18 protein-coding genes are annotated in these 24,651 nt (G+C 66.0%); 10 read left to right on the top strand and 8 right to left on the bottom strand.

All coding sequences use genetic code 11. The features are described from left to right. Positions 1–139: 139 nt before the first annotated feature. The 4 genes from AC1DD3_RS08835 (at position 140) to AC1DD3_RS08850 (ending at position 2,407) form a co-directional block, all read left to right on the top strand. Positions 140–1,090, top strand: coding sequence for a hypothetical protein (locus AC1DD3_RS08835; protein WP_476881460.1), 951 nt, complete (start codon positions 140–142; stop codon positions 1,088–1,090). A 164-nt stretch (positions 1,091–1,254) separates the two neighbouring features. Next, positions 1,255–1,545 (top strand): hypothetical protein, encoded by a 291-nt coding sequence (locus tag AC1DD3_RS08840; RefSeq protein WP_476881461.1) that lies wholly within the window; start codon positions 1,255–1,257, stop codon positions 1,543–1,545. A gap of 231 nt (positions 1,546–1,776) precedes the next feature. Further along, complete coding sequence (locus AC1DD3_RS08845) at positions 1,777–2,037, top strand: hypothetical protein (protein WP_476881462.1); 261 nt, start codon at positions 1,777–1,779, stop codon at positions 2,035–2,037. 16 nt (positions 2,038–2,053) lie between these two features. Beyond that, a complete protein-coding gene (locus tag AC1DD3_RS08850; RefSeq protein ID WP_476881463.1) occupies positions 2,054–2,407 on the top strand; it encodes a helicase associated domain-containing protein in 354 nt (117 codons plus the stop codon). Positions 2,408–2,836: 429 nt separating this feature from the next. Here the strand turns inward: AC1DD3_RS08850 and AC1DD3_RS08855 are convergent, their stop codons facing one another. Both AC1DD3_RS08855 and AC1DD3_RS08860 read right to left on the bottom strand, forming a co-directional pair. Next, positions 2,837–3,616: a type 1 glutamine amidotransferase domain-containing protein gene (locus AC1DD3_RS08855; RefSeq protein WP_476881464.1), complete on the bottom strand. Its 780-nt coding sequence runs from the start codon at positions 3,614–3,616 to the stop codon at positions 2,837–2,839. Between the two features lie 77 nt (positions 3,617–3,693). After that, positions 3,694–4,032 (bottom strand): hypothetical protein, encoded by a 339-nt coding sequence (locus AC1DD3_RS08860; RefSeq protein ID WP_230118793.1) that lies wholly within the window; start codon positions 4,030–4,032, stop codon positions 3,694–3,696. Between the two features lie 158 nt (positions 4,033–4,190). On the opposite strand from AC1DD3_RS08860, the gene AC1DD3_RS08865 reads away from it, so the two are divergent. After that, positions 4,191–4,757, top strand: coding sequence for an SRPBCC family protein (locus tag AC1DD3_RS08865; protein ID WP_230118792.1), 567 nt, complete (start codon positions 4,191–4,193; stop codon positions 4,755–4,757). Positions 4,758–4,776: 19 nt separating this feature from the next. Here the strand turns inward: AC1DD3_RS08865 and AC1DD3_RS08870 are convergent, their stop codons facing one another. The 3 genes from AC1DD3_RS08870 to AC1DD3_RS08880 are packed head-to-tail and all read right to left on the bottom strand — an operon-like array spanning position 4,777 to position 11,535. Further along, complete coding sequence (locus AC1DD3_RS08870) at positions 4,777–7,914, bottom strand: efflux RND transporter permease subunit (protein WP_476875127.1); 3,138 nt, start codon at positions 7,912–7,914, stop codon at positions 4,777–4,779. A 1-nt stretch (position 7,915) separates the two neighbouring features. Further along, positions 7,916–8,365, bottom strand: a complete 450-nt coding sequence (locus AC1DD3_RS08875; RefSeq protein WP_230118790.1) for a hypothetical protein — start codon at positions 8,363–8,365, stop codon at positions 7,916–7,918. Then, positions 8,362–11,535, bottom strand: a complete 3,174-nt coding sequence (locus AC1DD3_RS08880) for an efflux RND transporter permease subunit (protein WP_476881465.1) — start codon at positions 11,533–11,535, stop codon at positions 8,362–8,364. Before AC1DD3_RS08880 ends, AC1DD3_RS08875 begins: the two co-directional genes overlap by 4 nt. 500 nt (positions 11,536–12,035) lie before the next feature. On the opposite strand from AC1DD3_RS08880, the gene AC1DD3_RS08885 reads away from it, so the two are divergent. From AC1DD3_RS08885 to AC1DD3_RS08900, 4 genes are all read left to right on the top strand, one after another. Continuing rightward, complete coding sequence (locus tag AC1DD3_RS08885) at positions 12,036–12,722, top strand: DUF4232 domain-containing protein (RefSeq protein ID WP_476881466.1); 687 nt, start codon at positions 12,036–12,038, stop codon at positions 12,720–12,722. 146 nt (positions 12,723–12,868) lie between these two features. Next, on the top strand, positions 12,869–14,365 hold the full coding sequence (locus tag AC1DD3_RS08890; protein WP_230118787.1) for an FAD-dependent oxidoreductase: 1,497 nt from the start codon (positions 12,869–12,871) through the stop codon (positions 14,363–14,365). Between the two features lie 74 nt (positions 14,366–14,439). Beyond that, entirely contained in the window at positions 14,440–19,620 is a 5,181-nt protein-coding gene (locus AC1DD3_RS08895; protein WP_476881467.1) for an Lhr family helicase, read from the top strand. Next, the gene (locus AC1DD3_RS08900) at positions 19,613–20,536 is read left to right on the top strand and encodes a DNA-formamidopyrimidine glycosylase family protein (protein ID WP_476881468.1); all 924 of its coding nucleotides are present in this window, start codon (positions 19,613–19,615) and stop codon (positions 20,534–20,536) included. The genes AC1DD3_RS08895 and AC1DD3_RS08900 overlap by 8 nt, the downstream gene beginning before the upstream one ends. Positions 20,537–20,637: 101 nt before the next feature. On the opposite strand, the gene yczE is transcribed toward AC1DD3_RS08900, so the two are convergent. Next, on the bottom strand, positions 20,638–21,291 hold the full coding sequence (gene yczE, locus AC1DD3_RS08905; protein ID WP_230118784.1) for a membrane protein YczE: 654 nt from the start codon (positions 21,289–21,291) through the stop codon (positions 20,638–20,640). A 59-nt stretch (positions 21,292–21,350) separates the two neighbouring features. On the opposite strand from yczE, the gene yczR reads away from it, so the two are divergent. Continuing rightward, the gene (yczR, locus tag AC1DD3_RS08910; RefSeq protein ID WP_476881469.1) at positions 21,351–22,835 is read left to right on the top strand and encodes a MocR-like transcription factor YczR; all 1,485 of its coding nucleotides are present in this window, start codon (positions 21,351–21,353) and stop codon (positions 22,833–22,835) included. Positions 22,836–23,129: 294 nt separating this feature from the next. On the opposite strand, the gene AC1DD3_RS08915 is transcribed toward yczR, so the two are convergent. Both AC1DD3_RS08915 and AC1DD3_RS08920 read right to left on the bottom strand, forming a co-directional pair. Beyond that, positions 23,130–23,822, bottom strand: coding sequence for an SRPBCC family protein (locus AC1DD3_RS08915; RefSeq protein WP_476881470.1), 693 nt, complete (start codon positions 23,820–23,822; stop codon positions 23,130–23,132). Further along, positions 23,815–24,510: an ArsR/SmtB family transcription factor gene (locus AC1DD3_RS08920; protein ID WP_476875123.1), complete on the bottom strand. Its 696-nt coding sequence runs from the start codon at positions 24,508–24,510 to the stop codon at positions 23,815–23,817. Before AC1DD3_RS08920 ends, AC1DD3_RS08915 begins: the two co-directional genes overlap by 8 nt. Positions 24,511–24,651 lie beyond the last annotated feature (141 nt).

Raw genomic sequence — 24,651 nt, forward strand, 5'->3', positions numbered from 1 at the left:
GAGGACCAGTTCCACCGTGCAACTTTCGAGCAGGGCGCGGCATCTCTTCCCTCGCCACGGGGCAACCCGGGCAGGACATAGGAAGCTAAGTATTTGTATCGAACCGCTGATCTGGGTGAGGCACCGTTAGGATTTCTTAGTGGCTGATCAAGATAAGAAAAAGAGCGATCTAGGTTCGAACTCCCTGGCGGGCGCCATAGGTGCATGCGTAAGCACTCCATTCCTTGTCTACTTGGCCGCCATTTGGACCGGAACCATTTCAGGCCCAACCAATCCGAGATTTTGGCAGGATCTGGCGCCGGTCGGCATCATCGTGGTGCTGCTCGTCCTTTTTGGGATAAGGGCCACACGGCGTTTTATCCTCGGCATGATCCGACGGCTGAAGAAGCCTGTTCTATGGATTCGCGGCCTTCGGATCACCGATGAGCGACGGCGGAGCCTGAACCTTGCCGAGGAACGCAATGAAGCTCTCGCGGAAGTATCACGACGAAATTCAAAACCGGAAGCATTCACCGTCGCCTACACGCCCGCATCCCCGGTGAACGGGGTCGATTGGTTCCTCTTGACGGACTACTCAGGCCTGAGTGGCAGCGGCCCCATGAAGGACATTCGCATCACCGGGCCCAAGCACCAGATAGCGATGAAAGAGCACGACGGCCCAACGATCCCCGACAAAGATCTCGATGATCCTTATCATTTCTGCGGTCGCGTGACCGATCAGGGGTACCAGACAGGTATCGACTTCAGGGTTTCATGGAAAGACCCGGACAACTATCCTCGATGGGATTTCTACCATGTCCCGGCCAGCGATCAACCGCTGAAGGGAGTGCGGACTGGCCCACACGAGGTCAGCTATGGCGACCTCATTACTAGCAAAAATATCAGTGATGGATCGCTCACCGTTAGGTGGGCCTCCACGAGCGCGACTATGGGCAGACTCGTCCCCAATGGGCCGGTCTGGAAAGTCGAATCCGGCCGGACTGAGGGGCGAGTAAAACCCCAGTTCCTCGTTGAAGATGAACTGGGTAATGCCGAGAGCCCAGCTAAGGGCGTCGAACTACTTAAGATCAATGCGATCAAGGAGGACTAGTCGCCGCAACCGACTAATCCACACCCGGCTCACAGTGACGAACACCAGCTAGCCTACTGGTCTCAAGGTGGCTAGAAGGGTCAGACTGCACTGTCATTGCCGACCACTAAACCATCCGGCGGGGCGAGCGTGCGCCGTCAGAACAGGCGCTGAGAGGATGTGTCATGCGACAGAAACCGATGGGACGGGACTCCGATCAGATCCTGGCGGAGGACGAGGTCTCCTCGGCCGTGCGCAGCCACCTAGAGAAGGAAGGTTGGACGATCACGAGTTGGGCTCCGGCCATCGGTCGGGTTCGCGGTGACGACATTGCTGCTGAACTAAAGGGCAGAAAGCTCGTCGTTGAGGTCAAAGGAGAGGGCAGTTCCAACTCCGGGTCGAGGAAACCGGCCCTAGTCAGCCTCGGTATAACGATTTTCTTAGTAAACCGGCACGGAGCTGTGACTGTGGTCTAGCGACCACAGAAGTTTGCCCCCTTCTTCTCCTGACTCCGGTCAGTGGCTATTGGGTTCCCAGAATTTGCGTTTAGTCCGCTGGCCAACTAAAAATGCCCAACAGCCGGCCGCGCCAGCGGACCACCGATAACTGGTTGGAGCGCAGCGGAAACCAGTCACTCCCCCCGATCCCGCGACATACGCCCGGATCACTTTTTCGACGGTGAACCTCGTGGCAGGATGAGCCCCATCATGGATGGACTGCTGCGAAAGGCCCCGTATGCCGAGTGGGTGCTGATGTACCGTCTCGGCCTGGGCCGGGACCGCATCGCCGCTGTGGTGCGCGCCGCGCCGGCGACCGTGGGCTACCACCTGGGCATTGCGCGCCGCCAGGACCCCGAGCTTGAAGCAGCGCACATCGCCGCCGGGGCGGCATTGTCCCCGGCCGCTGTGGCGCGGATGGAGGAAGTCATCGCCTGGGTCGCCGGCGCGGGCCGGCTGCCGCGCCACTGACCAGGCAGAGCGTTCCATGGAAGCCTGGATCAGGCAGCGCCGCAGGGAGGCAGCCGCCGGGACACTTCATCCCTCCTACCGGGACGGACTGGCCCGGATCGCCGGCTGGGACACCAACGCTAGGACAGCTGCCGACGAAGCCCGCTGGCACACGCGGCTGGCAGAGCTTGTGCAGTACCGCGCCGAGGGCAACGACTGGCCCCGCCACCGCGAATACGACACCGAACAGGAACACACCCTCGGAGTGTGGATCCACGGTCTAAGGCAGAAGCTAAGGGAAGACACCCTCTCCTCTGACAAGGCAGCCCTTGACGCCGCGGTCCCGGGCTGGCAAAAAGGGAGAACGAGGGGCCGCCCGGCTCGGTCCTGAACGCGTCACCCGATTCCGCCCCCCACATCTGTTCAAGGACGGACCTGGACACCGTGGCCAGCGGGCTCGACCTGGCCCGACCGGATCGGTTCCTTGGCAAATAATTGGCAAAGGAATCGCTGTGAAGTGGTGTTTTCAACTGTTGGAGAGTGTGACCAAAAGTCCCCCGTCTAGCTGGAAAATCAGGGCTTTTGAGGATTTTCCGCGAAACTGCGGGGATGATGACCGTCACCGCCAATGAGAAAGGCCCTGCTTCCCTTGCAAACAAAGGGAAGCAGGGCCTTTCGCTTTGTCTGGAACGTACTCGTAGGCAATGAGCGCAGCGGAAAATCAGATGCGTTGGACTGTGTGGTTGCCGGCGCGCACGTACGGCGACTGGCGGCCGCCCTGTCGTCGGGGCGGCCGCCAGTATCAGTGCGCTGCGGGCTTTTAGTGCTCGGTGCCTGCCGCAGCAGCCTTCTTGGCGTTCTTCTCGGCGTCCTTCCCGGCGCGCAGAGCCTCCGTCTCGTGCTGTTCCTCGGCTTTTTCCTGGTGGATGACCTCTGCGAAGAGCTTCTCCATCTCCTTGGCCACGCCGGCGGCTGAGGCCGGGTTCTGGCCGGTCACCAGCCGGTCGTCGACCACGACCTTTTCCTCAAAGACACCAGCGGAGACATGGGTGGCGCCCTGTTCCTCAAGTCGGTCTGCCAAAAAGAACGGGATGACCTTGTCCTTCCCTGCGGCAACCTCCTCGTCGTTGGTGAAGGCGGCAACCTTCCTGCCCTCGACGAGGCGGAACCCGTTCTCCAATTCCACCTTCAGCAGGCCGGCCGGTCCGTGGCAGACCGCGCCCACCAAGCCGCCGGCGTTGTAGACGCTGGCCACCAGATTCTGCAAGCCTTCGCTGTCCGGGAAGTCCCACATGGTGCCGTGGCCGCCCACGAGGAAGACGGCGTCGTACTGTGCGGGATCAACGACGTCGACGCGGGCAGTGTTGTAGAGACCGGCGCGCGTGGTCTCGTCCTCGGCGAAGGCGACCTGGATGGGATCTGCTGAGTCCACCTCGTCACGCGGAGGCTGGCCGCCCTGGATGGACGCAAAGTCGACGAAATGCCCGGAATCCTTGAAGACCTTCCAGGGATGTGCAGCTTCGGCCACGTTGTAGCCGGTCTTCTCTCCGGTATCGCCGATCTCGGAAACGCTGGTCAGTACCATAAGGATTTTCTTCATGAAGTGTTCCTTTCGTCTAACTTCCACCCATTGCTTTGCCCGTCTGCCTTGCCCGTTCCGGCGGTGGGCGGCCGGTCCTACATTTCGTCCGGCCGCTGGTCTCCCTTGTGGCCGCGCAAATTCTCCTGGACCTTGCCAAACAGATCCTTGATGGTGGTTTCGGTGTTGGTCAGCATGTCCGGCTGGACGTACACTTTCTGAGTCGGGGACACGCTGTAATTCGTCTGCAGCCCTGCGGTGCCATCCACACCGTCCAGGGCGATGATCACCCCAGTGTCCTTACGCACGATGGCGCCGATGCGGCCAAATACCAGGGTGGCGTCGTCGGGCTGGAAACTGACTGTCAGCCCGACGTGTGTCCTGTTGAGATCGGTGGCCGCCACAGCTTTCTCGTTGCCGGTCCCTGCGTAGTTCATGACTTCTCCTTGCGTTAGAGAGCGACGTACGTCAGCAGTCTATGGCGGGGTGTTAAGTCAGTACAGGCCGCCCCAGCCAGGGATATAGACGGGGGCATTGAGCCGAGGGGCGGACAGCGCTTGAATGGACTACAGAGCGCAATCAGCAGGAGGCCACGGTGGATTCGCACGGCACCAGAAGTACCGACTATGTGTTCCGTACTGTGTGGCGTGTGGCCGGAACGCCGGACGAAGTGGCAGACATCCTGGGCGAACCCTCCACCCTGCCGGACTGGTGGCCCTCGGTCTATCTGGCGGTGGAACGCATCCACCCGGGCGGGGAGAACGGCGTCGGGCGGATGGCCAGGCTGCTCACCAAGGGATGGCTCCCCTATACCCTCCGCTGGACATTCACCGTCACGTCACCGATCACCACCAGCGGCTTCACGATCCGGGCTGCCGGCGACCTCGACGGAACGGGCCGGTGGGTTTTCGAACAGGACGGCCCGGAAACCGTCGTCACGTACGACTGGCAGGTCAGCGCCCACAAACCGCTGCTCCGGCGCCTGAGCTGGCTGCTGAAGCCGGCGTTCGCAGCCAACCACCGCTGGGCCATGGCGCGGGGGCAGGAAAGCCTGGCACTCGAACTGCGCCGCCGCCGGTCAGGCGCGGAACCCCACTCCGTACCCGCGCCACCGCCGCCCACGTTCCCGCGTGTGGCGGGGCGTGGGCGGCGGACGGCTTGATTATCCTCACGGGTTCAGGTCAGGCATTGGCCAGCTCTGGCTCCTTCGGTGCCTCGTCGCGGCGCCCCTTCGGCCTGGCGAACCTCAGGTAGAGCGACGGAACCACGAAGAGGTTGAGCAACGTGGACGTCACCAGTCCTCCGAGGATGACCAGCGCCATGGGATGTTCGATCTCGTGGCCCGGGATGTTGCCAAGGACCACCAGCGGAACGAGGGCCAGCCCCGTCGCGAGGGTGGTCATCAGGATCGGCGAGAGCCGCTCCCCGGCACCGCGCAGCACCAGCTCGGGACCAAACTTCATCCCCTCGTGTCTCTCCAGGTGCTGGCAGTGGTTGACGAGCAGGATGCCGTTGCGTGCCGCGATGCCCATGACGGTCAGGAAGCCCACAATCGAGCCCAGTGACAGCACCCCGCCTCCCATGAAGGCGGCGAACACGCCGCCCACGAGGGCGATCGGCAGGGTGAGGATGACCAGCGTGGCCAGGCGCCAGCTCCCGAAGGCAACCTGCAGGAGCAGGTAAATCACGGCAAGAGCCGCGATGGCGAGGGTCAGCAGCGTCCGGGTCGCTTCCTGGCGCTCCGCGAACTCTCCCTTGATTTCCGTATGGAAACCCGGAGGCATTTCCACCTTGGTGAGCCCTTCCTCCATCGCCGCCACCACCGTGCCCAGTGAACCGTCCTTCACGTTGGCCTCGATGTCGATGCGCCTGGAATGGGCATCGCGCTCGATGACGTTCGGTGTCGGCCTGAGCTGGACGCTTGCCACATCGGACAGCAGGACCCGCTTCCCGCTGGGGGTGTCTATGGGAAGGTTCCGGATGCTGGTGATGTCGGAGCGGAGACCCACGGGGCTCCACACCTGGACGTCGTAGGCCTTGCCACCCCGGTAGACGTCGCCCACTTCTTCACCGGCCACCAGCGTCGCCGCGGCCCGCCTGACGTCGCCCGGCTTCAGCCCGAGGCTCTGGGCTTTTGCCAGGTCAACTTCGACTTCGATCTGCGGCACGTCCACCTGCAGCGCCGTATGGACATCCGTCGCACCCTCGGTACTGCTGAAGATGCCCTTGATTTCCGCTGCCTTCTTGCGCAGGAGCGCCAGGTCATCGCCGTATAGGCGTACGACGACGGCGTTGCTGGCGCCCGTGAGAACCTCACGGATTCTCTCCTTCAGATACGTCTGGACGTCGCGGTGAATGCCGGGATAGCCTTCCACGACTTCCTTGACGCTGGCGAGCGTCGTGTTGTAATCCGCGGCGGGGTCGATGCTGATCCAGTTTTCGCCGAAGTTCACCCCCACCACTTCGTCGGCCGCGAACGCCTGGCCGATGTGTGAGCCGCAGTTCCGTACGCCCTTGATGGTGAGGAGTTCTGCGCAGGCCTTCTGGCTGACGCGGTACTCCTCCTCCACCGACGTACCAGGCTGGGTCACCCAGTGCATCAGGAAGTCCCGCTCCTTGAAGTCCGGCAGCAGCGACTGGCCCAGCAGCGGTGCAGTCAGGGCGCCCACCGCCGCCATGGCGCCGAACGCCGCATACCCTGCCACCGGACGCCGGACCATCTTGCTCAGGATCCAGCGGTAGCCCCGCTTGAGCACACGGACCAGCGGCGGCTCCTGTTCCTTGAGCGGGACCTTGCGCATGAAGATCAGCGCAAGGGCCGGCGTGACGGTCAGTGCTACCAGCATGGAGGCCAGCACGGCCAGGGTGTAGGAGATGGCCAGCGGCCTGAAGAAAGCACCCGTCAGGCCCTGGAGGAAGAAGATCGGCACCGCGGCGGCGATGATGATCAGCGTGGCGTAGATGATAGGTCCGCGCACTTCCAGCGAGGCCTCCAGGACCACCGAGGCGGTGGAGCGGGTTCCGCCCTGTGCCCGGTGCTGCCTGAGTCTTCGGATGATGTTCTCGATGTCGATGATGGCATCATCGACCACGACCCCGACGGCAATCACCAGCCCGGCCAGGACCATGGTGTTCACCGTGGTGCCGGTGAGGTAGAGGACGGACGCCGCCGTCACGAGCGACAACGGGATGGCGATCAGGCTGATGAGTGCTGTCCTCCACTGGAAGAGGAAGGCTCCCAGCACGAGCACCACGAGGATGCAGCCGAGCAGGAGCGCGCGGCTGAGGTTGTTCAGGGACTCCTCGATGAAGCTGGCCGGCCGGAAAATTTCCGTGTCAACGTTGATGCCGCTGAGCCCGGGCTGCATCTGCGCTAGCGCTTCCTCGACACCCTTGGTGACTTCCAGGGTGTTGCCCCAGGGGAGCTTTTCGACGATGAGCATCAGCCCGTCACCCTGGTTGATGACGGCGTCACCGATGAGCGGCTGCTGGTCTTCCACCACTGTGGCGACGTCGCCGAGCTTCAGGGGTGTGCCGTTGCGCTGCTCAATGGTCACCTCCGCGAGGTCCTTTGCGGTGGTGATGGGCAGCACGTGCTGGACGCTGATCCGCTGGTTCGGCGTGCCGATGAAGCCGCCGGTGCCTATGACGGCACCTGGCGAGTACTTCAGCAAACCGGCATCCAGCGCATCGGCAGTGACTTCCATGACCTCGTTCAGGGTGACGTCCTTGGCCTTCATCTTTTCCGGGATGGCCTGGACCTGGAGCATCTGCAGGCGTTCGCCCCAGATGGCAACGTTTGCCACGCCGGGAACCCGCAGCAGGTGTGCCCGGATTTTCCAGTACGTGATCATGGACATCTCGATCAGCGAGCGTTCATCCGAGGTCAGGCCGATTTTCATGACCCGGCTCGTGGATGAAAGCGGCTGCAGCATCACCGGCGGCGCCGCCCAGGTGGGCAGCGTCGGGGTGACCGTAGCTATCCGTTCTGAGACGAGCTGGCGGGCCTTGAGCAGGTCCGTGCCCGGTGCGAAGATAAGCACGATCGAAGACAGCTGGGGTACCGATTTGGACCGCAGGTCCTCCAGCCGCTCAACGCCGTTCAGGGCATCTTCGAGCGGAACGGTCACCAGCTGCTCCACCTCGGAGGCGGTCAGGCCGATGCAGATAGTCTGGATTTCGACCTTCGGCGGGGCGAATTCGGGAAAGACGTCCACTGAAGCCGTGCTGAGCTGGACGCCCCCGAACGCCATCATGCCCACCGCGATGGCCACCACCAGCGCCCGGAATTTCAGGCTGAACCCGACAATCCGGCGCATCTCAGTGCGCCGTGTCGAATTCGGCGCCGAAGAGTTCCGCGGCACCTACGGTGACAACATCAGTTCCTGCTGCCGGGCCGGTGCGGAGCCGGACCACGTTGGCCGTGATCCGGTCAACCGTGACGGCAGCCCTGATGTACGTCCGGGGCTCCGGGTTGGTGTAAACCCAGGTCTTGCCGGTGGCATCGTAGATCAACGCCCCGTACGGGACTTCCAGTGCGCCGCCTGCGCCCTTTGTAACCTTGGCAGTCGCCAGCGACAGCCTCTCAACAGCCTTGTCCGTCAGTGTCAGCCGGCTCAGGTCCCCTCCGGCCTCTTCCTTGGTGGCCGCGGCCACCCCTGCCGGCGCGGCTTCTTTCTTGACTGCGGCGCATCCGCTAAGTCCCACGGAGACTGCCCAGGCCAAGACGAGAAGAAGACGCCAGCCCCCAAAACCACCATTGCTTTTCATGACAATTCCGACCTCTCTTGCAAAACCGGACCGTTGTTAATCACCAAAGAACTTCCCCAGTCCGTGTTGGCGGCCGGACCAAGACGAAGGAAGAGGATTGGCAGGATGTACAGGGTCAGCAGGGCCGTGGTGATCAGGCCGCCCCACACGATAAGCGCCAGCGGAAGCAGCATGCCTGCACCGACGGGACCACCCAGCAGCACCAGCGGTACGAGCGCCAGGCCGGTAATAACAGTGGTCAATACCGTCGGCTGGAGACGCTCGGAGGCCGCCCGCTTCATGTTCACCGACGCCGGCGCCGAGGGAGCCTGCGCCTGCAGGGACTGATAGGTCCCCATCAGCACGACCGCATCCCGGATGGCAAACGCCAGCACGGCTGCCAGCGCCACCAAGACATACACCGAGCCGAAGCCCCCGGTCAGATCGGCCGCAACCACGCCGCCGGACAAGGCCACCGGCAGCAGCACGAAGACCAGCCCCGCAAGCCGCCAACTGCCAAGGACCGTCAGCAGCAGCACCAGGATGCCGATCGCCGCAGCCGCGGCCAGCCACCAGATCAGTGCGCCGGCGGACTGCTGCTCGCCGAACTGCTTGGGGATCTCCGCGTGGTATTCCAACGGGAACTGCATTCCCTTGATCGCAGCCTGAACTTCATTGGTGACGTCGCCAAGGCTCCTGCCCTGCAGATCAGCCACCACATCCACACGGCGAGACGTGTCGTCGTGGTTGATCACGGTCTGGTTCGGGCTGAGCCTGACCTTCGCTACGTCGCCAAGCCGGACCTGCCCGCCCTCTGGCTTGTCAACCAGCATGTCCTCGACGCTGGTCAAGCTGTTGCGCGTGCTCTGCGTGCCCTTGACGATGACCTGGAACACCTTCTGCTGCTCGAACAGGAACCCAACCTCGATGCCCTGCAGCACAGTGGCAGCGGCACGCCTCACATCGCCGGGCTTGATGCCCTGCTTCTGGGCAGCCGCCAGATCCACCTCGATCTCGGCTACGGGCTGGTCGACGGTGACATCCACCCGCGGGTCAACGACGCCGTTCGTGCGTGACAGGATCTGGCGGATTTCATCGGCCTTCTCCCGCAGAATCGCCAAATCAACGCCATAAACGCGCACCCTGAACTGACGGTCGTCCACCGCGGCGGCGGCGCTAACCTGCTGCTCCGGGTAGGTGGTTACCTTCGCTGTCAGGCCGGGGTAGCCCTCCACGATCTCGCGGACATCAGACCGTACCCTGGTGAAGTTCATGCCTTCGTCCATGGTGACCCAGAGTTCACCGGAACTCACGTTCGACGAGTGGTCTGAGGTGATGGCCCGTCCCACATGGCCGCCCACCGCCGAGACTCCACGAACCTTGCTCAGCTCTTCTCCGGCGTTCGTCATCACCCTGTTCATAACATCCGGACTCGTCCCCGCGGCGGCTTCCCACTCCACGAGGAGGGTCCGGTCAGGCACGGAACCCACAATGGGCAAGTCCTTGGTCAGGCCCGGCACCACGGCAACCGCTGCGATCGCCATGACCGCCGCCGTGATCGCCACGATGGGAGCAAGGGCCCCGGTGAACGAACCCGTTGACCGGCGGTAACCGAGCTTCATCTTGCGGATTGCCGACAGGCTCCGGCGGGGCCGCCTGACCCCGCGCAGCAGCAGGCTGGCCAGCGCCGGCGTGACGGTCAGGGCCACCAGCATCGCCACAGCCGTGGCCAGCAGGTAGGACAGCACCAGCGGTTTGAGGAAGGCCCCGTCCACGCCCGGCACAAACAGTGCAGGCGCCAGCGCCAGCAGCGCGGCCAGACCGGCGAACAGGACAGGAACCCGGGAACGCTGCAGCCCATGCGCGAGAAGGCTCTCCCGCGCCGCCCTGTCACCGGTCGCTTCGCTCCGGAAACTGTGCAGGTCCAGAATGACGTCACCGATGACGACCACCAAGGCCAGGATCAGTCCGGCGAAGGCCATCGTATTAAGCACGGCCCCCTGGAACTGCAGCACCAGTGCCGCGGCCATCGCAGCCACAGCAATGGCAACAAAGGCAAGCAGCGCATACCGCCAGGACCGGAAAGCCAGCCCGATAGCGGCCGTCACCACCAGCAGGCTTACCAGCAACGCCACACCCAGCCCGCTCACAGCGGACTCGACGAACGATGCCGGACGGAACACGGTCGAATCCACCGTGATCCCCGTGAGGCCCGGGCGGAGTCCGTCAAGAACATCCTCGATGCGCTTCGTCACATCCCCAACGCTGGTATCCGGGAACTTCTCGATTACCAGCAGCAGGCCCGGCGACTTGCCGGTAACGGCATCGCCGATCAGCGGCTGGTGGTCCTCGCTCAGCGTGGTCACATCGGAGAGCTTCAGCGACTTGTCAGCCGCACCCTCGACGCTGACTTTTCCAAGGTCCGCGGGAGTCCTGATGGGAAGCACGTGCTGGATGCCGATTCGCTGGTTCGCGGACTCCAGGAACCCGCCGGTGCCTGGCGTGGACGCCTCAAGGAAACTGAGGGGCGAAACCCACACAGCGTTACCGGCCGTCTCAATCACCTGGCCAAGCGTGACGTTCTTCGCGCGGAGCTTTTCCGGATCCACCTGGACCTGGAGCTGCTGCTCGCGTTGGCCGTAGATGGACACGTTCGCCACGCCGGGAACGCCCATGAGCGCGGGCTTGATGTCCCAGCGTGCCAAGACCGACATGTCGATCGGCGAGACTTCGTCGGAGGTCAGCTGGACCATCATGACGCGGCTCGTCGAGGACAGCGGTTGCATCAGCACCGGCGGAGTGGAGACGTTCGGCAGGGCAAACGCCTGCGTCAGCCGTTCCGCCACCAGCTGGCGTGCCCGGAAAATATCCGTGCCCGGCTCAAAGACCATCTCAATGGATGACAGGCCCGGAACGGACTTAGAGCGTATCTCGTCGAGCCAGGCTACGCCGTTGAGCAGGTCCGCCTCCATGGGCGACGTGATGAGCTGCTCAACTTCGACGGCGGACAGGCCCAACGCCTCGGTTTGAATTTCCACATGCGGTGGAGCAAATTCGGGAAGATTATCCACCGGCATGGATGGCAGGGCGGTAATTCCGAACCCTAAAATGCCGGCAGCAGTGGCCAAAACGATCAAACGAAACTTAAGACTCCAGCGGACAAGCCAACCGGTCATATCCTCAGCCCCCATCGCGATTGGCTCCGGCAGCGTTGCCGGGTCCAATAACTGATGCGCCTTATTCAGGATCACCCGCAGCGGCGTTGCCGCGGGTGAATGCCGAGCTGCCTCCCACAACCCTGCACGCCTCCGGCAGAGCCGGGGGCGGTGCTGGCTGCGGGAGTGATGGACAAGCGCGGCCAGACTATGAGCTGTAATTCCTATCCGAATTGAACTTATCCAATTCGTGGACAAGCGAGACCAAGTTCATTCTGACATAGGGAAATGGGCATATCAACGGACTTTCCGCCTATTTATCGGGCGTTTTATCGGTCCTGGCATGATTTATCGTTGCATCATTCATTGGCCGCACCCGGCCATCCGATCGGCAGCGCCGCAGGCCACCCGGCGGCCGGTTCACCCGGCCGAGCTCCGCATGCTTCCAGGGTCCGGATGTCACAATCCGGGCACCAAATCGGCCAGGGGGCCGTGGCTTCGTTGACTCAGGCAAAAAGGGCCGCAATGTTAATGCCATGAGGCTTCAGCGAATCAACAATGGACTGATAGGCACGACGGCGGCTGCCGCCCTGGCGCTTTTGCTCACCGCCTGCGGACCAAGCCAGCCGGCCGGCCAGTCGGGCACGGAACCGGCGGCAGGATCCGCCTCCGCGAGCACCAGCCAAGCGGCCCCCGAAACGTCCGCCCCGCCGTCGTCCTCGTCGGCAGCGGCGCCTTCAGCGACGCCGACCAGGCCCACAGCCGCCAGCGCCACATCCTCGCCGGCATCCACCGGTGCCGGAAGCCAGCTCTGCAAGGCATCCGCCCTGAAAGCCTCCACGGATTCCACCGGCGGCGGCGCCGCCGGCAGCGTCTACATGCAGCTGATCCTGACCAACAGCGGCACGGCTTCCTGCCACCTCAAGGGCTTCGCCGGCGTCTCGCTGACCAGCGGCCCCAACGGCAAGCCGATCGGCGCGCCCGCCCAGCGGGACACGTCCGCGCCGGTGACCGATGTGCTGCTGGCTCCCGGACAAGCGGGAAGCGCCGTGCTGCGCTACACGCAGGCCCACAACTACCCTGACTGCGTCCGTGTGCAGGCTGCAGGATTCCGGATCTACCCGCCCGAGGACACAGCTTCCCTTTTCGTGGCCAGGCCGTCAGACGCCTGCAGCAACGCCTCCATTGAGCTCTTGACTGTCGGTGCGTTCCAGGCCCGCTGATTAGGGCACATGTTCCGGTCCTGCAGCTGTTTCTCCGCCGTGCATCCGTCAGTACACTGTCGGTTACGTCAGGTCTTTGCCGGCAGGCCGGGCCCGACGCAGGTTTGGGCCCCGGGCTGGCTACCGTTTAAGGCAGGTTGATCTACGTGACGTCGCTTTGGTTGGACCGCACCGACACTTTCAGCGGAGACGACTTCCGCCAGGGGGAGGCGTACGACACTGTCATCGTTGGCGCCGGCCTCACGGGACTGGTCACGGCGCTCCTGCTGGCACGATCAGGTAAGAACGTCCTCGTGCTCGAAGCCAGGAGCCCTGGCGCCGTGACCACCGGCAACACCACAGCCAAAGTCACGCTGCTGCAGGGAACCGTCCTCTCGGAGCTCCGGCAGCAGTACTCCGAGAAGATTGTGGATGCCTATGTGGCGGCCAACCGCGAAGGGCAGGCCTGGCTGCTGAGGTATCTGGAAACCCGCAGGCTTCCGTTCCAGGAACGTGACGCCTATACCTACGCCACCACGCCGAAGGGTGCCGAAACGCTACGCGCGGAGCTCGCCGTGGCACTGGCCGCCGGCGTCGAGGTGGACTACGTGCGCGACGCCGGCCTCCCGTTCCCCGTCCACGGATCCGTGCGCCTCCGCGGGCAGGCCCAGATTAATCCCATGGACGTTGTCCTTGCCCTGGCCGAGGACGTCCGCTCGCACGGCGGCACCATCGTGTCCGGCGTCCGGGTCCAGAATGTGAGCGGAACAGGCCCGTCCACGGTCGAGACGGACCGCGGTGCGGTGCGCGCCAACGAAGTGGTGCTGGCCACCGGCACGCCGATCCTGAACCGCGGCCTGTACTTTGCCAAGCTCAAGCCCAACCGCTCCTACGCCGCCGCGCTGGAGCTGTCCGGATCTTCGGCGCCGCCCGAGGGCATGTACCTGTCCGTGGAGCAACCGGTCCGGTCGTTGCGCGACTACCCGGCGGACGGCCGGCGCCTGCTGCTGGTGGGCGGCAACGGCCATCCGGTAGGGACGTCAGGGTCGGAGCAGGCGCACCTGGACGAGCTCCTGGCCTGGGCGGGCTCGCACTTTCCCGGCTCCGCGGTGACGCACACGTGGTCCGCCCAGGATTACCAGGCCTCGAACCTCATGCCTTTCTTCGGAAAACTTCCCCGCGGCCGGGGCCGGATTTTCTTCGCCACCGGGTACAACAAGTGGGGAATGACCAACGCAGTGTCCGCGTCGCTCAGCATCGCCGCGGACATCCTCGGCGGCCACTTGCCGTGGGCCGACACCATCCACCGCCGTGTCACGTCCCCGCTGGGCGCAGCATCCGCCGTGGCGCTCAACGCCGGCGTGGCAGCCACGATCGCGAAGGACTGGGGCAAGGCCGGACTGAAGAAACTGCCCCAGTACGGCACCGCCGCGCCGGCGGAAGGCACGGGCACCGTCACCCTTCGCGGCCGCAAGCCGGTGGCAACGTCGACAGTGAACGGGGCATCCTGCTCCCTGTCCGCCGTCTGCACGCATCTGGGTGGAATCGTGCACTGGAACGACAATGAGAAATCCTGGGACTGCCCCTTGCACGGCTCCCGCTTCAGCAGCGACGGGCAGCTGCTCGAAGGGCCGGCAACACACAACCTTCCGCCGGCCGAGTAGCCGCTTCTGGCCGGCTCACGCCCGCAATCCAAGGCGCCGGGAATACTGTCAGTGCGTTAGGGCATGATGGAGGCATGCAGTCGCAGGGGACCGCCGGCACATCCGGCGGCACATCTTCGGTGGACACCATGGGCCAGTTCAGCCGGCCCACCCGCGAGTGGTTCCTTGGTGCCTTCGCCGAGCCGACGCCCGCCCAGCAGGGCGCCTGGAAAGCCATCTCCTCGGGTTCGCACGCCCTGGTTGTTGCCCCCACCGGCTCCGGAAAGACGCTCGCCGCCTTCCTGTGGGCGCTGGACCGGCTGCTGGTTTCCGGAGCGGCGGTGGCCGCCGAATTGCCCGGGCTCGAGGCTTCTTCCGAGGGCAAACGGCCCAGGGCCAAACGGCCGAAGCGGAAAACCCGCGTACTGTACATTTCGCCGCTCAAGGCGCTTGGCGTCGACGTCGAACGCAACCTCCGCTCACCCCTCATCGGCATTACGCAGACAGCCAAGCGCCTGGACCTCCCTGCGCCGCTCATCACCGTGGGCGTCAGGTCCGGGGACACCCCCGCATCCGACCGGCGGGCCCTGCTCAGCAACCCGCCGGACATCCTCATCACCACCCCGGAATCACTGTTCCTCATGCTTACCTCCAAGGCCCGGGAAACGCTCAGCGAGGTGGACACCATCATCGTGGACGAGGTCCATGCCGTGGCCGGCACCAAGCGGGGCGCCCACCTCGCGGTGTCGCTGGAGCGGCTTGATGCACTGCTGCCCACGCCGGCCCAGCGGATTGGACTCTCCGCCACAGTAGAGCCACGGGAGCTCGTGGCGCAGTTCCTGGCCGGCTCCGCCCCGGTGGAGATCGTGGCACCCCCTTCCCGCAAGAACTGGGACCTCACAGTGTCAGTCCCGGTGGAGGACATGTCTGACCTCCAGGGCACCGCCGGCGCCTTCGACTCCGGCCCTGCCTCGGGGCTGCAGCCCCAGGCCTCCATCTGGCCGCACGTGGAGGAGAAAATCGTGGACCTGGTGCTGGCCAACCAGTCCACCATTGTTTTTGCCAACTCGCGGCGGCTCGCGGAGCGGCTGACCGCACGGCTGAATGAGATCCACGCCGAACGGCAGCTCCTGGCCGTCGGGGGCGGCGGCTGGGAGGACCCGGTGCCGGCACTGTCCGGGGGCGTCCCGACGTCCACGGGCACGCCGGCACACATGATGGCCCAGGCCGGGAGCACCGCAGGCGCCGAGCCGCTGCTCGCCAGGGCCCACCACGGCTCCGTGTCAAAGGACCAGCGGGCACTGATCGAGGACGATCTGAAGTCCGGACGGCTGCGCTGCGTCGTGGCCACGTCATCGCTGGAACTCGGCATCGACATGGGCGCCGTTGACCTCGTGGTCCAGGTGGAATCGCCACCCTCGGTGGCCAGCGGGCTGCAGCGCGTGGGCCGCGCCGGGCACCAGGTGGGCGAAGTCTCGCAGGGCGTCCTGTTTCCGAAGCACCGGGCGGACCTCGTCCATACGGCCATCACCGTGGAGCGGATGCTCGGCGGAAAAATCGAGCGGCTCAGCGTTCCGGCCAATCCGCTGGACATCCTGGCCCAGCAGACGGTTGCGGCCACCGCGCTTGGCAGCATCGACGTCGAGGAGTGGTTCGCCACCGTACGGCGTTCGGCGCCGTTCGCCACTCTCCCCCGCTCCGCCTTCGAGGCCACCTTGGACCTCCTGGCAGGCCGTTATCCCTCCGATGAATTCGCCGAACTTCGTCCGCGGATTATCTGGGACCGGAACGCCGGGACCATCGAGGGCAGGCCCGGAGCACAGCGGCTTGCCGTCACGTCCGGCGGGACCATCCCGGACAGGGGCCTGTTTGGCGTGTACATCATCGGCACCGAGTCGGAGGGTGCGGCCTCACCCGCCGGACCAGGCGCGGATGGCAGAGCGTCCGGCACACCGTCCCCGGCCAAGGGCGGGCGGCGCGTTGGCGAACTCGACGAGGAGATGGTCTACGAGTCCCGGGTCGGCGACATCTTCGCCCTCGGTGCCACGAGCTGGAAGATCGAGGACATCACCCACGACCGCGTGCTTGTCTCCCCCGCTTTCGGCCAGCCGGGGAAGCTCCCGTTCTGGAAAGGGGACTCCCTGGGCCGGCCGGTCGACCTGGGCCGCGCCCTCGGCGCGTTCGTCCGGGAACTGTCAGCGTCCGACGTCGGCCCTGCCACCGACCGCTGCAAGGCCAGCGGCCTCGACGACTTCGCCGCCAACAACCTGCTGCAGTACCTCAGCGAGCAGAAGCTGGCCACCGAAGTGGTGCCCAGTGACACCACCCTCGTGGTGGAACGCTTCCACGATGAACTCGGCGACTGGCGTGTCATTCTCCACAGCCCCTTCGGGATGCCCGTGCATGCGCCGTGGGCACTGGCCGTGGGCCAGCGGCTTCACCAGCGCTACGGCCTGGACGGCTCCGCCATGGCCGCGGACGACGGCATCGTGCTGCGCGTTCCGATGATGGAGGACGAACCGCCCGGGGCCGAACTGTTCCTGTTCGACCCGGAGGAGCTCGAACAGATCGTGACGGCCGAAGTGGGCGGCAGCGCCCTGTTCGCCTCCCGCTTCCGCGAATGTGCAGCCCGCGCCCTGCTGCTGCCGCGACAGACTCCGGGCAAGCGGCAGCCGCTGTGGCAGCAGCGCCAGCGGTCCGCCCAGTTGCTCGACGTCGCCCGGAAATACCCGACCTTCCCGATCGTGCTGGAAACTGTCCGCGAATGCCTTCAGGATGTCTACGATCTGCCGGCCCTGAAAGAAATCGCCGCGTCCGTGGAACGCCGTGAGCTCAGGATCGTGCAGACCACCACCCAGCAGCCTTCGCCGTTCGCCAAGTCGTTGTTGTTCGGGTACGTGGCACAGTTCCTTTACGAAGGCGACTCCCCTCTGGCCGAGCGCCGGGCCGCCGCGCTGGCGCTCGATTCCACCCTGCTCAACGAACTGCTGGGCCGCGTAGAACTGCGGGAACTGCTGGATGCCAGGGTCATTGAGGGCACGGAGCTGGAACTGCAGCGCCTGGCCGCCGACCGGAAAGTCCGCGGACTCGAAGGCGTCGCCGACCTCCTGCGGCTGCTCGGTCCGCTGTCGCCGGAAGAGGTGGCGGCCAGGCTGGCTCCGCCGGTTGAGCCCGTCGAAACCGCGCCGGTTGGGCCCGTCGAAACCCAGGTCGCCAGCCCGCTGGTTGAGCCCGTCGAAACCGCGCTGGTTGAGCCCGTCGAAACCGCGCTGGTTGAGCCTGTCGAAACCTCGCTGGTTGAGCCCGTCGAAACCCGGGCCACCGAGCCTCCTCTGACGGACGCCGTCGCGCACCTCGCCGCCCTCCAGCGCGCGAACCGCGCCATCAAGGTGAGCATCGGCGGCACCGAGAGATTTGCCGCGGTGGAAGATGCAGCCCGGCTGCGCGACGCCATCGGGGTCCCCCTGCCGATGGGCGTGCCCCTTGCCTTCATTGAGCCGGTGGCGGATCCCTTGGGCGACCTCGTCTCACGCTACGCGCGCACGCACGGTCCGTTTACCGCTGCGGAGGCCGCTGCAAGGCTGGGACTTGGTGTCGCCGTCGTCGGCACGGCACTGAAGAGGCTCGCCGCCGACGGCCGCGTGGTGGAGGGCGAGTTCCGGCCCCACGTCGAGCAGGTTGCGAGCCTGACCACAGGCCCCGTAACCCAAGGTCAAAGCGCCGGCCCTGCCCAGGCTCCTGATGCTGCGATCGCGGCCGAGGTCGAGCCCCCGGCGGAGCCGTCCCCTGCCGAGGACGCTGCCGCACCGGCAATCATCATTGGCCCGGCCGGCAGCGAATGGTGCGACGCCGAGGTACTCCGCAAGCTCCGCCGCCGTTCCCTCGCCGCGCTGCGCGCCGAGGTGGAGCCGGTGGACGCCACTGCGTACGGGCGGTTCCTGCCCGCCTGGCAAAACGTCCGCGCCCCCGGGGCCGGCCGCGGCCAGCCCGCCCTGCGCGGCCTGGACGGCATCGTCACGGCCATCGATCAGCTGTCCGGCGTGCCCATTCCGGCGTCGGCCTGGGAACCCCTGGTGCTGGCCAGCCGGGTATCCAACTACCAGCCAGCCATGCTGGACGAGCTCATGGCCGCGGGCGAGGTCCTCTGGTCCGGTGCCGGCTCCCTCCCCGGCAATGACGGCTGGGTCAGCCTGCATCTGGCCGACTCCGCGGAACTGACGCTGAATCCGGCGATCGACTTTGAGCCCGGCGACGCCCAGCAGCGGCTGCTGGACCATTTGCAGACCAACGGCGGCGGCTATTTCTTCCGCCAGCTGACGGACATTGCCGGCGGAATGGATGCAGTTCTCAGCGACCAGGACGTCGTCTCCGCGCTGTGGGACCTTGCATGGGCCGGCAGGGTCACCGGCGACACGTTCGCGCCCGTACGGTCACTCATCGCCGGCGGGCACACTGCCCACCGCCAGGTAGCCAGGGCACCCCGATCACGGGCTCCGCGGATGAGCCGGCTGGGACGGTCACACGGCACGGGACTGCTGGGCTCTCCTGGGCTGGCCGGCGGACGGTACGGCTCAGTCACCGGTTCGGCTCCTACTCCGCCGCTGGCAGCCGGGCGGTGGTCTGCTCTGCCGTCCCCGGAGCTCGATCCCACGATCCACGCGCGCGCCATCGCGGAGCTGCTTTTGGACAGGTACGGCGTGGTCACCCGCGGCTCGGTCATGGCGGAGAACATCCTGGGCGGATTCGGACTCATGTACAAGGTGCTGGCCAGGCTTGAGGAAGCCGGACGCTGCCGGCGCGGCTACTTCATCGAACACCTCGGCGCGGCCCAGTTCGCCGTGCCGGCCACGGTGGACCGCCTGCGCTCATACTCCGAGGACACACAGCTGGCCAAGCCGGAGCCGGTGGCCTTGGCGCTGGCCGCCACTGACCCTGCCAACCCGTACGGTGCCGCACTGTCCTGGCCGGCCCTGAGCGTGGAAGCGGGCAGCGGGCACCGTCCGGGCCGCAAGGCGGGGGCCCTTGTCGTCCTGGTGGACGGCGCCCTGTCACTTTACGTCGAACGCGGCGGCAAGACACTCCTCGTCTTCACCGAAGACGAACCCGTCCTTGCCGCGGCCGGCGCGGCCCTCGTCGACGTCGTGAAGCGCGGAGCCGTGGACAAGCTTGTTATGGAAAAGGTCAACGGCCACGGCATCCTGGACACGCCGGCCGCAGTGGCGCTGACGGCGGCCGGCGCCTACTCCACCCCGAAAGGACTGAGGATCCGTGCCTGAGGGCGATTCCGTGTGGCGGGCCGCCAACCAGCTGCACGGCGCCCTGGCCGGCCAGAAACTCATCGCCTCGGACTTCCGCGTGCCGCGCTTCGCCACGCTGAACCTTCAGGGCTGGACCATGGAAGAAGTGGTGCCGCGGGGCAAGCACCTGCTCATGCGCCTGGTCAGTCCGGCCGAGGAACGGCTGACCATCCATTCGCACCTCAAGATGGAGGGCAGCTGGCAGGTCTACCCGCCCGGCGGCCGGTGGCGGAAACCGGGATTCACCGCCCGGTGCGTGCTCCGCACTCCCGCGGCAGACGCCGTCGGCTTCTCCCTCGGACTGCTTGAGGTCATCCGGACGTCCGAGGAGGACAGGGCCGTGGGGCATCTGGGGCCGGACCTGCTGGGCCCTGGCTGGGATCCGGCCGAGGCGGAGCGGCGCGTGGCTTCAGCGCCCGAGGTGCCGATCGGCGTCGCCCTCCTGGACCAGCGCAACCTTGCCGGCATCGGCAACATCTATCGCTGCGAGGTGTGCTTCCTCGCAGGAATCCACCCGGCCTCGCCAGTCGCGGCCGCGGCGGATCTGCCCGCCATGTTCGCAGATGCGAAGCAGCTTCTCGAGGCCAACCTCGGCCCGGGCCGCCGGACTACCGTGCTCAACGCGCGCGGGACGCCGGTGGGCCGGGCTGCGGGCCGTCCGGGGTACTGGGTCTACCGGCGTGAACACCAGCCGTGCCTTCGCTGCCGGACTCCAATCCGCCACGGGGTATTGGGCAAGAGCGTGCCGCGCGGCGGTGCGCCCGGGTCAGCCACGCCCGCATCCACCGCGTCGAGGTCGGGCGCTCCGCGTTTGGCGCCGGACCTGGTGACCGAGGAGCGCGACATCTACTTCTGCCCCAAGTGCCAGCCCCTGCTTGGAACCGGCGGGGCCTGACAGGACGCGCAGACCGCGAGGGGTACACGGAAACGGCGTGACGACGCGTGCATTCGCGCGTCGCCACGCCATTTGCTTGTCACGGCGGGCCATCCGCCTCGTCAGGACGCGGCCACCGGCGCTTCGGCCTCTTCCACGCGGCCGGCAGCGTCCCCGCGGGCACCGCGCCCCGTCCCGGCGGCGGGGACCATGAAGCGCGGCAACAGAACCTGGACCAACGGCCCGATGGCCAGGGCGTACACCACGGTACCCACACCCACGGAGCCGCCAAGCAGCCAACCCGTGCCCAGGACCACCACTTCGATGAGGGTCCGGGACATCCGGACGGACCATCCGGTGCGCCGGGCCAGGCCGGTCATCAGTCCGTCGCGGGCTCCCGGACCGAACCGTGCACCGATGTAGCAGGCGGACGCGATCCCATTGAGCACCACGGCCCCGCCGAGCATGGCAATCTGGCCGCCGAGATGGGAAAACACCGGGATCAGCGCCAATCCAACGTCGGCGAACACGCCCACAAGCACCGCGTTGCAGAGTGTGCCGAATCCGGGCCACTGCCTCAGCGGGATCCAGAGCAGCAGCACCAGGAAACTGACGATGATCACCACCAGGCCAATACTCAGCCCGGTCCTGCCGGCAATTCCCTGGTGAAACACGTCCCACGGATCAAGGCCAAGTCCGGCGCGGATGAACAACGCCAAGGAAAGGCCGTACATGGCAAGGCCGGTGAAGAGTTGGAGGAGTCTGCGAGTCATCATTGAACCATCCTGACCGCAACTGGCATTGATTTCCATAGCCAGTCTGAGATACTGGCCTTATGTCCGGATCCCTCAGCCCCACGGCCCTCGCGCGCCTTCTGGGCCAGTGGCACCTCGGTGCCACACCCGCCTACCGCGAGCTGGCCGACGTCGTCCGCCTCCTCGTCCTGGACGGACGCATTCCGCTGGGAACCGCGCTCCCGAGCGAGCGGACGCTGGCCGCGACTCTGGCCGTGAGCCGCACCACCGTGACAGCGGCCTATTCAAGCCTGCGCGAGCAGGGCTTTCTCAGCAGCGGCCAGGGCACCCGCGGACGCACCTGCCTGCCCAGCAGCTCGGACCGTGCTCCCGGGACCGACGCAGCAGCCCGCGCGGGACTGTCGGGCGCGCCGGGACTCGCAGTCCCCGACGGTGTCATCGACCTGGCCTACGCCTCCCTCCCGGCCAGCGGCGAAGTAGTGCACCGGGCGTTTGCTGCCGCCCTGACCGAGCTGCCGGCACTGCTGCCTGGTTTCGGCTATGACGCACTGGGCGTCCCCGCGCTCCGGGAGGCAATCGCCGGCCGGTACACCGCCGTCGGGGTATCCACCACGCCCGCCCAGATCCTGGTGACGTCCGGTGCGCAACATGCGCTGAACATCGTGCTGCGTGCCATGGTGGGCAGGCAGGACAAGGTGCTGGTGGAGCACCCCACCTATCCGAACGCCCTCGATGCCATCCGGGCAACGGGCTGCCGGATGGTTCCGGTGGCCCTGCGTCCCACACCTGAAATGGGGTGGGACCTGGACGCCGTGGAGGCAGCGCTGATGCAGCAGCGCCCCAGACTGGCCTACATGGTCCCCGACTTCCACAACCCCACCGGCCGGCTCATGTCCGACGCCCAGCGCCGCCGGCTGGTCCGCGCCGCCACCGCGTCCGGCACGGTCCTGGTGGCGGATGAAACCCTCCGTGAGTTGAACCTCGACGGCGGGACCGCGGCGCCGCTCGCTTCCTTCAGCCCCGCGGTGGTTTCCATCGGATCACTGAGCAAGTCTCACTGGGCAGGATTGCGTACCGGCTGGATCCGCGCGTCAGAAAGCCTGATCCAGCGCTTCGCCGCCGCCCGGACCACCATGGACCTGGGCGGACCGGTGGTGGAGCAGCTGGCGGCCGCCCATCTGGTGCGCACCCTCACAGAGCCCCTGCCGGCCCGGCTGGACGCGATGAGGGAAAGCCGCGCCGCGCTGCTGGATCTGCTGCGGGCGCACCTGCCGCAGTGGCAGCCTGAACGGCCCTCCGGCGGCCTGGCCGTCTGGTGCCGGCTGCCCGCCGCCAGCAGCACGGCACTGACCGTTATCGCGCCCGAGTTCGGCATCCGGCTCGCGGCCGGCCCGCGCTTCGGCGTGGGCGGCGTCTTTGAGAACCATCTCCGCGTGCCGTTCACCCTGCCGCCGGACAAGCTCGAAACGGCCGTCCTGGCTTTACGCTCCGCCCAAGAGCGGCTGGACGCGGCCCCGCAGCTGCGCAGAACACTCAAGGACTCCCCGGCCGCAGCCATCGCGTGATACCCAATGGCTTGCTGACGCTCTCTCACCTCCTGCACGATCCGGGCCGACGCTCTCTCACCTCACGCACGATCCGGGCCGACGCTCTCTCACCTCACGCACGATCCGGGCCGACGCTCTCTCACCTCACGCACGATCCGGGCCGACGCTCTCTCACCTCACGCACGAAACCGGAACGCTCCCTCACCGCGTGAGAGAGCGTTTCGGTTTCAGCGACAGGAGGTGAGAGAGCGTTCCGGTTTAAGCCGCAGGAAGTGAGAGGGCGTCCCAGACCGTTTTCGGGTCCTGAGGCTGTTAGGCGTAGACCCTGGCCAGGAAGCCGCCCCAGGCTGCGGCCGTGGCCTCGGAATCGCCGCTGCCGCTGAAGTCGTGCACAGTCATGCCAACCGGCGCGCCGAAGGAGTTGCGGCCGAAGAACCGGTACAGGGCGTTCCCGGTACGCAGGCCGAGGAAGTGCTCATTGGAGAAGTCCACTACCCCCGACAACCGCCCCACGCCGTCGAGCTCTGTCTCCACCGCATCGCCCGCGGACGAGCCTTCCACACGGAGCGCTTTCTTCAGCTGCATAAAGCCGTCCGGCGTCTGCGAGGACGCGGGCGCCTGCACGTCCGTAAACACCACCGGCCTGCCGTCGAAGTGCCTGAGGTACTGCCCCAGGGCGTGCAGGTAGAACTCGGTGTGCTTGCTGGCGCCGTCATACTGTTCATCCCAGTTGTCCACGAAGATGCCGCTGTGGACGTAGTGGAGTTTGGTGCGACCGCCGTCGAGCGGTTCCAGCACGTGCTCCAGCTGGTTGAACCAGCCGTCCGGCCCGTCCATGCGCGTCACGAGGTGGCCGGGGTATTCGTCGACCGTGCGGACAGCGGGCCACTGGTCCGTGGGGAACATCCACGCCGGGGTGTCCTTGGTGACGGCCTCCCAGACACGCTCCGGAGTGCCAGGCAGTTCGGTGTCGAAAACAATCTCGAATTCGCGGTCGTCAGTCATTGTCCTGCTCCTTAGCTGGTGATGTTGCGGTTATGCCTGTGGTGGTGGCCGGGCTGGGCTCCGCCAATGTTGGTTCGACCGGCTTGAGCGTCGGATGGAGCGCGACGACGAGCCGGTGCTTTCGTCCGCCCCCGCCCGAGGCCGCACTGCGTGCGCCGGCGGCAGCACCGCCGTCGTGATACTTGTCCACGAGCCGTGTGACAGCGACACCGAGCTCTTCGGCGAAGGCCGCACGCTCCGCGGCGGAACGGAACGTGATCTCGCCGTCGATCGCGAACGTGGCGAGCTTTTGCCTGGCCGCGGCAGCACCGGCGATAAGCTTGCCGACTTCCTGGACCATGCGGCCGGCGAGCGCCAGCAGCCAAAAGGCCGAGAAGCGGTCCGAGAACCTGTGCGGGTCCGGCGCCACGGAGGCCAGCGCCGCCGGTGAGATCAGGTACGATGCGGCCGTGGCCTGCAGCACCCGCTCGGTGACATTGCCCTTGCGGCGCTCCTCCACGAGCTCCACCAGGCCGTGCCGCTCGAGAGCCTTGAGGTGGTAGTTCACCTTCTGCCGCGGCAGCCCCACCTTGCCTGCAAGCTGCGTGGCGGACCCCGGCTCTGCGAGCTCACAGAGGATGCGCGTGCGGATGGGATCCAGCGAAGCCTCGGCCGCTGAGGGATCCTCAATCACTTCGATATCCAACATGCCTCCAGTCTGCCCACCGACAACTTTATTTGTCAAGAACTTTTTTCTCGTCGGTAGCTCGCGGTTACTCGATATGCGCAACATCCAGCAGTGCAGGAACCGTCGAAACGGCGCCCAGGGCACGGCACGTAGAATGGACCG

It is taken from the genome of Arthrobacter sp. 05T444, from assembly GCF_056395905.1.

Excerpts from the sequence above, each read along its gene's own strand:
- AC1DD3_RS08840 (WP_476881461.1), top strand. The coding sequence starts at position 1,255 with ATGCGACAGAAACCGATGGGACGGGACTCCGATCAGATCCTGGCGGAG.
- AC1DD3_RS08845 (WP_476881462.1), top strand. The coding sequence starts at position 1,777 with ATGGATGGACTGCTGCGAAAGGCCCCGTATGCCGAGTGGGTGCTGATG.
- AC1DD3_RS08850 (WP_476881463.1), top strand. The coding sequence starts at position 2,054 with ATGGAAGCCTGGATCAGGCAGCGCCGCAGGGAGGCAGCCGCCGGGACA.
- AC1DD3_RS08855 (WP_476881464.1), bottom strand. The coding sequence starts at position 3,616 with ATGAAGAAAATCCTTATGGTACTGACCAGCGTTTCCGAGATCGGCGAT.
- AC1DD3_RS08860 (WP_230118793.1), bottom strand. The coding sequence starts at position 4,032 with ATGAACTACGCAGGGACCGGCAACGAGAAAGCTGTGGCGGCCACCGAT.
- AC1DD3_RS08870 (WP_476875127.1), bottom strand. The coding sequence starts at position 7,914 with ATGCGCCGGATTGTCGGGTTCAGCCTGAAATTCCGGGCGCTGGTGGTG.
- AC1DD3_RS08875 (WP_230118790.1), bottom strand. The coding sequence starts at position 8,365 with ATGAAAAGCAATGGTGGTTTTGGGGGCTGGCGTCTTCTTCTCGTCTTG.
- AC1DD3_RS08880 (WP_476881465.1), bottom strand. The coding sequence starts at position 11,535 with ATGGGGGCTGAGGATATGACCGGTTGGCTTGTCCGCTGGAGTCTTAAG.
- AC1DD3_RS08885 (WP_476881466.1), top strand. The coding sequence starts at position 12,036 with ATGAGGCTTCAGCGAATCAACAATGGACTGATAGGCACGACGGCGGCT.
- AC1DD3_RS08895 (WP_476881467.1), top strand. The coding sequence starts at position 14,440 with ATGCAGTCGCAGGGGACCGCCGGCACATCCGGCGGCACATCTTCGGTG.
- yczE (WP_230118784.1), bottom strand. The coding sequence starts at position 21,291 with ATGATGACTCGCAGACTCCTCCAACTCTTCACCGGCCTTGCCATGTAC.
- yczR (WP_476881469.1), top strand. The coding sequence starts at position 21,351 with ATGTCCGGATCCCTCAGCCCCACGGCCCTCGCGCGCCTTCTGGGCCAG.
- AC1DD3_RS08915 (WP_476881470.1), bottom strand. The coding sequence starts at position 23,822 with ATGACTGACGACCGCGAATTCGAGATTGTTTTCGACACCGAACTGCCT.
- AC1DD3_RS08920 (WP_476875123.1), bottom strand. The coding sequence starts at position 24,510 with ATGTTGGATATCGAAGTGATTGAGGATCCCTCAGCGGCCGAGGCTTCG.